The organism is Streptomyces tricolor (assembly GCF_002155905.1).
GTDB lineage: Bacteria > Actinomycetota > Actinomycetes > Streptomycetales > Streptomycetaceae > Streptomyces > Streptomyces tricolor.
The window spans coordinates 1-5,583 of sequence record NZ_MUMF01000176.1; the positions used below are offsets into that span (position 1 = coordinate 1).

The window sequence follows — 5,583 nt, forward strand, 5'->3', positions numbered from 1 at the left end:
CCCTCCGCCCGTCCCCTCCCCTCCCCTGGAGAGTCCATGAGTTCCCTACGCGTGACCGGCCTGCGGGTCCGGCACCGCAAGACGCTGGCCCTCGACTCGCTCGACCTGGCGCTCGGCACCGGTGTGCACGGGCTGCTGGGGCCGAACGGGGCCGGGAAGACCTCGCTGATCCGGGTGCTGGCCACGGTGGCGCGGCCGGACGCCGGCCGGGTGGAGCTGCTCGGCGAGGACACCTCCGGCCACCGCAAGCTGGCCGGGGTGCGGCGCCGGCTGGGCTACCTGCCGCAGGAGTTCGGCTACTACCCGGGCTTCACCGTGCGGGACTTCGTGGCGTACGTGGCCTGGCTGAAGGAGATGCCGGCCGAGCGGGTCCCGGCGGCCGTGGAGCGCGCGGTGGCCCGCGTCGGCCTCGCGGACCGCATCGACGCCAAGGTGCGGACGCTGTCCGGCGGCATGGTCCGCCGGGTCGGCATCGCGCAGGCCATCGTCAACGACCCCGCCGTACTGCTGCTGGACGAGCCGACCGCCGGTCTGGACCCGGAGCAGCGGGTGGAGTTCCGCGCGCTGCTGCGCGAGCTGGGCGCCTCGGCGACCGTGGTGGTCTCCACCCACCTGGTGGAGGACGTGGCCGCCGCCTGTACGGAGGTGACGCTGCTGGACGCGGGCCGGATCGCGTACCGGGGCACGCCGCAGGCGCTGTCCCTGCTCGGCGAGGCGTCCGGCGGGCCGGGCGACCATCCGATCGAGCGCGGGTACACGGCGGCGCTGCGGGCGCACCGCACGACGGGTGCGCGGGAGGCGGTCCGATGAGCCTCGTCACCGATGCCGGCCATCCGGCAGAGCCCACTGAGGGCGGGCAGCGCAAGGCGCCGGGCGGGCGGGCCCCGCACCCGCTGCGGGCCGAGGCCCTGCGGGGCTTCGCTCCCTGGGCCGGGGCCGCGGTGCTGCTGACGTTCGGCGGCATGCTGGCCGGCACGGCGGACCGCTGGCAGGGCGGGTGGGCGGAGACCGCCACCGAGGCGCACACGGCCCTGCTGATCGCCCTTCCGCTGGCCGCGGCGGCGGGCTGCTGGCAGGGCGGCCGGGAGCGCCGGCGCGGTACGGAGGAGCTGTGGGCCACGACCGTACGGCCGCCGCTGGCCCGCCTGCTGGTCCCGGCGCTGCCCGTCGCGCTCTGGGTGGCCGCCGGCTACCTGGTCGCGGTGGCCGCGGCGCTGCTCGCCACCTGGCCCTACGTCCAGGGGGACCGGCCGCACCTGGCGCTGGTGCCGGGGGACACGGCCGTCATGGCGGCGGGCACGCTGGCCGGGCATGTGGTGGGCCGGGTCGTGCCCACGCGGCTGGCGGCCCCGCTGCTGGCGATGGCCGGCTATCTGGGGCTGGGTTTCCTGGAGATGGGCGGCCCGGCCGGCGCCCGCCCGCTGAACCCCGCCGATCCCGTTCCGGTCGGCGAGCTGCCGGTGTGGTGGCAGCCGTGGGCCATGGCGGTGTGGACGGGCGGTCTGGCGTGCGCCGCCGCGCTGGCGTACGCGGCCCGGCGCCGGGTGACGGCCCTGCTGCCGCTGGCCGCCGCGCTGTCCGCGGGTGCGTTGCTGGCGCAGGCCGGGGACGGTCTGTGGCACACCGATCCGCTCGCCCGCCGTCAGGTGTGCGACACCTCCACCACCCCGGCGGTGTGTGTGAACGCCCGGTACGCCGGGATGCTCCCGCAGGTCGGCGAGGCCCTGTCGGGCGTCACGGACAAGCTGGAGGGCGTGCGGAACCTGCCGGTGCGGTGGGCGGACCACGGCGGCGCCCCGCGTGCGGACGAGGCCCCGCTGCCGGGGCTCACTCCGCTCGGCTGGTCGGCCGTACGGGGGCGGCTGACCGATCCGGAGCAGTTCGCGTGGGAGGCCGTCACCGCGCTGTCGGGGCGCGGCGACTGCCCCGAGGGGGCGGTCTCCACCCGCGTGCTGTGGGCGGACGACGCCGTGGAGTCCTACCTCGCGCCGAACGCCTTGCAGAAGAAGGGCCTGGTGCCCGGCGGTCCTGACGAGGAGCGCAGGATCCTCGCCGCCCGGGCCCGGCTCGCCGGCATGGCGGAGGACGAGCGCCGCGCGTGGCTGTCGGCGTACTTCGCGGCCCGCGCCGGCTGTGACGCCGAGGGGGTGCCGGCGCTGTGACCGGACTCCTCCTGTACGCCCGTTCCCGTGCCCTGCCCGCCACCCTGGCCGCGCTGGCCGGCACGGCCGCCTTCGCGGTGTGGGCGGCGGGCCGGCTGGACGCCTACCTGGATCCCGACCGCCGGGTGCCGATCGTGGCGCTGGCGCCGCTGCTGGCGTCGGCGGTGATCGGGACGAGCCTGTACAGCGCCTCGGACGAGCTGGACCGTACGGCCGTACGCCGCTGGTGGCCGCGCCGCCTGGCGCACCTCACGGCGCTGACCGCGCTGGCGGCCCTGCTGGTGACGCCGGCCGTGCTCGGCCACGCGGAGACCTTCGGCCCGCCCGCCGTGCTCCGCAACACGCTGGGCTGCACGGGTCTCACGGCGGCGGCGGCCGTCCTCCTGGGCGCCCGCCTGAGCTGGCTCCCCGCCTTCGGCTACGTGACCGCCGTGTACCTGGGCTCCACCGCCGCCGAGGGCCGGGCGGCCACGATCTGGGCCTGGCCGATGCAGCCGGGCGCACAGACGGGCGCGTGGGCGACGGCGGTGGCGGCGTTCGTCGCGGGCGCGACGCTGTACGCGGTCCGGGGAGCCCGCCCGGAGGGGCCGCGCAGCTGACGTTCCGGGCGGGGGGACCGAGCCGAGGGGCGCGGGGCTCGACATCCGGCCCCGCCGCGCGGGCGCGGCAGGCCCCACGCACCCGCAGCCGCCGGGGACCGCCAGCCGTCCCTCCCCGCAGGCGCAAACACACCGGCCCGGATCTAGGCGGACACACCGTCGATCCGGGCCAAGGCGTCATCCGCGCCGTACGGCTGCAAGTACGGCAACCAGCGCGGGTCGCGATGGCCGGTGCCGATGATCCGCCAGGCCAGCCCGGTCGGCGGAGCCGGCTTGTGCCGCAGCCGCCAGCCCAGCTCCACCAGGTGGCGGTCGGCCTTGACGTGGTTGCAGCGGCGGCAGGACGCCACCACGTTGTCCCAGACGTGCTTGCCCCCGCGGCTGCGCGGGATGACGTGGTCGACGCTGGTTGCGACGCCACCGCAGTACATGCACCGGCCGCCGTCGCGCGCGAAGAGCGCTCGGCGGGTCAGCGGGACGGGCCCCCGATAGGGGACCCGGACGAATCGCTTGAGCCGGACCACGCTGGGTGCGGGGAGGGTGACGGTTGCGCTGTGCATATAGGCGCCGGATTCCTCCAGGGAGACTGCCTTGTTCTCCAGGACGAGGACGAGCGCGCGGCGGAGCGGTACGACGCCGAGCGGCTCGTACGACGCGTTGAGGACCAGGACATGCGGCACGGGTGCCTCCTTGGGCGTCGGCGGCGCGTGGCTCGCGCCGGGACGATCTGCAGTCAGTCTCCCCTCATGCCTGGTGAACGCGCCACCATGTCCCGGTAACGGGCTGGGAGTGTTTTCGACCACACCCGATACATCCCCCGGATCATGGCCGGTTCAAGCCCGCGTGAGTCGTGTCTCTCCTTCGCGCCTCCTGTGCGGATCGGCACGAGGCACACACAATGCCCCGTTAGTGTGGTTGTCCTGTCCGCCCGGTGACCTTTTCGTGACCTTGACCGCCCGCCGGCGCGGACCGCGCAGCACCTGGGAGGTACCTGCCGTGTCGTCCCCGCCCGCCGTCCTCCTGGCCGCCGACGCCTCGCCGTCCCCGTCGCCGTCCCCTTCGGGGTCCACTCCGGCCGTGCCGACGCTCCAGGACGCCCAGGAGAGCGCGACGAACGCGGCCAGCTGGGTCGAGCAGAACTGGTCGACGTGGCTCGCGATGGGGCTGCAGATCCTGCTGATCGTGGTCGTGGCGGTCGCGCTGCGCGCGGTGGTGCGGCGGGCGATCACCAAGCTGATCGACCGGATGAACCGCACCGTGCAGGCGGTGGACGGCACCGCGCTGGGCGGGCTGCTGGTCAATGCGGAGCGGCGGCGGCAGCGGGCGGCGGCGATCGGCTCGGTGCTGCGGTCGGTGGCGAGCTTCCTGATCCTCGGCACGGCCGCGCTCATGGTGCTGTCCACCTTCCAGATCAACCTGGCGCCGCTGCTGGCGTCGGCCGGTGTCGCGGGTGTGGCGATCGGTTTCGGCGCGCGGAACCTGGTCACGGACTTCCTGTCCGGCGTGTTCATGATCCTGGAGGACCAGTACGGCGTCGGCGACGTGATCGACGCGGGCGTGGCCACCGGCGAGGTGATCGAGGTCGGGCTGCGCGTGACGAAGCTGCGCGGCGACAGCGGGGAGATCTGGTACGTCCGCAACGGCGAGGTCAAGCGGATCGGCAACCTGTCCCAGGGCTGGGCGACGGCCGGCGTCGACGTGACCGTGCGGGCGAGCGAGGACCTGGACCGGGTGAAGGCGACGCTGGACGAGGTCGCCGAGAAGATGAGCAAGGAAGAGCCCTGGAACGAGCTGCTGTGGGGCCCGGTCGAGGTGCTGGGCCTGGACTCGGTGCTGATCGACTCCATGGTGGTCCGGGTCTCGGCCAGGACGATGCCGGGCAAGTCGGTGACGGTGGAGCGGGAGCTGCGCTGGCGGATCAAGCGGGCGTTCGACGCGGCGAGCATCCGCATCGTGGGCGGCGCGACGGCCGTCGAGGACCAGGAGGACGCCCCGGACCCGACGGCGACGGTCGCGGCTCCGTCGGTGTACTCCAACGCGGACTCGCCGCAGGCGAAGGCGACGGCCCCGATCGTCGCCCAGCGCGCCGAGCCGCCGGTGAAGTAGCGGAACGGTTCGGCACTCACGTTCGAGTGAACGGGTGGGGCATTCCGGCGCCGGGAGCGCGCGGGGTGCCCCATCGTTCTGCCGGGGCGCCCAGCGCGGGCTTAGCCTGGCATCAGCGTGACGAGGAGAAGCGATGAGCGCGGAACCGATCATGGAGCCGGTGATGACGCAGGACCCCATCGATCTGCTGATTGCGTTCGAGGAGGCGTCCGTGGCGCCGATTCGACCCGAGTACGTCGAGGGGACGGTCATCGTGCCGCCACAGCCGGATTACCACCACAGCAAGGGCTCGGTCAGGCTCGTGGTCCAGCTCCACACGGCCGGGCTCGACCTGGCAGGCATGGGCATGGGCTTCCGGGCGGCTCACTCGGACGGCAGCACCATGGCTCTGGTGATTCCCGACTTCTACGTCCTGCACCGCGAGCCGACCGAGTTGGACGGCTCCTATCTCAAGGCCCACAAGGGCTGGTACCCCATCGACATGGTCGCCTTGGTCGGCGAGGTCACGTCGACCAATCACACCGTCGACACCGGCCCCAAGCTGGCCGCCTACGCCGCCGCCGGTATCCCGATCTATGTCCTGATCAACCGCGAGACGAAGACCGCCCATTGCCACACGGACCCCGTCCTCTCCGGCGACGACCCCACCGAGGCCTACTACAAGACCGACACCAAGGTCACCCTCGGCGACCCCCTCCCCCTCCCCGCTCCCTACC

The 5,583-nt window shown here is 74.1% G+C and carries 6 protein-coding genes; 5 read left to right on the plus strand and 1 reads right to left on the minus strand.

The window, feature by feature from the left end; genetic code table 11:
- The first annotated feature begins 36 nt into the window (after positions 1-36).
- From CCN44_RS13840 to CCN44_RS13850, 3 genes are read left to right on the plus strand one after another with little or no spacing between them, the layout of a single operon-like run.
- Positions 37-810, plus strand: a complete 774-nt coding sequence (locus CCN44_RS13840) for an ABC transporter ATP-binding protein (protein WP_189397201.1) — start codon at positions 37-39, stop codon at positions 808-810.
- Positions 807-2,162, plus strand: coding sequence for a hypothetical protein (locus CCN44_RS13845; protein ID WP_086697809.1), 1,356 nt, complete (start codon positions 807-809; stop codon positions 2,160-2,162). Before CCN44_RS13840 ends, CCN44_RS13845 begins: the two co-directional genes overlap by 4 nt.
- Positions 2,159-2,761 (plus strand): hypothetical protein, encoded by a 603-nt coding sequence (locus tag CCN44_RS13850; RefSeq protein WP_059249590.1) that lies wholly within the window; start codon positions 2,159-2,161, stop codon positions 2,759-2,761. The genes CCN44_RS13845 and CCN44_RS13850 overlap by 4 nt, the downstream gene beginning before the upstream one ends.
- A gap of 143 nt (positions 2,762-2,904) precedes the next feature.
- On the opposite strand, the gene CCN44_RS13855 is transcribed toward CCN44_RS13850, so the two are convergent.
- A complete protein-coding gene (locus CCN44_RS13855; protein WP_030608086.1) occupies positions 2,905-3,441 on the minus strand; it encodes an HNH endonuclease in 537 nt (178 codons plus the stop codon).
- 316 nt (positions 3,442-3,757) lie between these two features.
- Here CCN44_RS13855 and CCN44_RS13860 point away from each other — a divergent pair, with 316 nt between their 5' ends.
- Together CCN44_RS13860 and CCN44_RS13865 are read left to right on the plus strand one after the other, a co-directional pair.
- Positions 3,758-4,867, plus strand: a complete 1,110-nt coding sequence (locus tag CCN44_RS13860; RefSeq protein WP_059249591.1) for a mechanosensitive ion channel family protein — start codon at positions 3,758-3,760, stop codon at positions 4,865-4,867.
- A gap of 133 nt (positions 4,868-5,000) precedes the next feature.
- On the plus strand, positions 5,001-5,583 hold a 583-nt coding region (locus CCN44_RS13865; RefSeq protein ID WP_086697811.1), incomplete at its 3' end, for a Uma2 family endonuclease.

Excerpts from the sequence above, each read along its gene's own strand:
- CCN44_RS13840 (WP_189397201.1), top strand. The coding sequence starts at position 37 with ATGAGTTCCCTACGCGTGACCGGCCTGCGGGTCCGGCACCGCAAGACG.
- CCN44_RS13845 (WP_086697809.1), top strand. The coding sequence starts at position 807 with ATGAGCCTCGTCACCGATGCCGGCCATCCGGCAGAGCCCACTGAGGGC.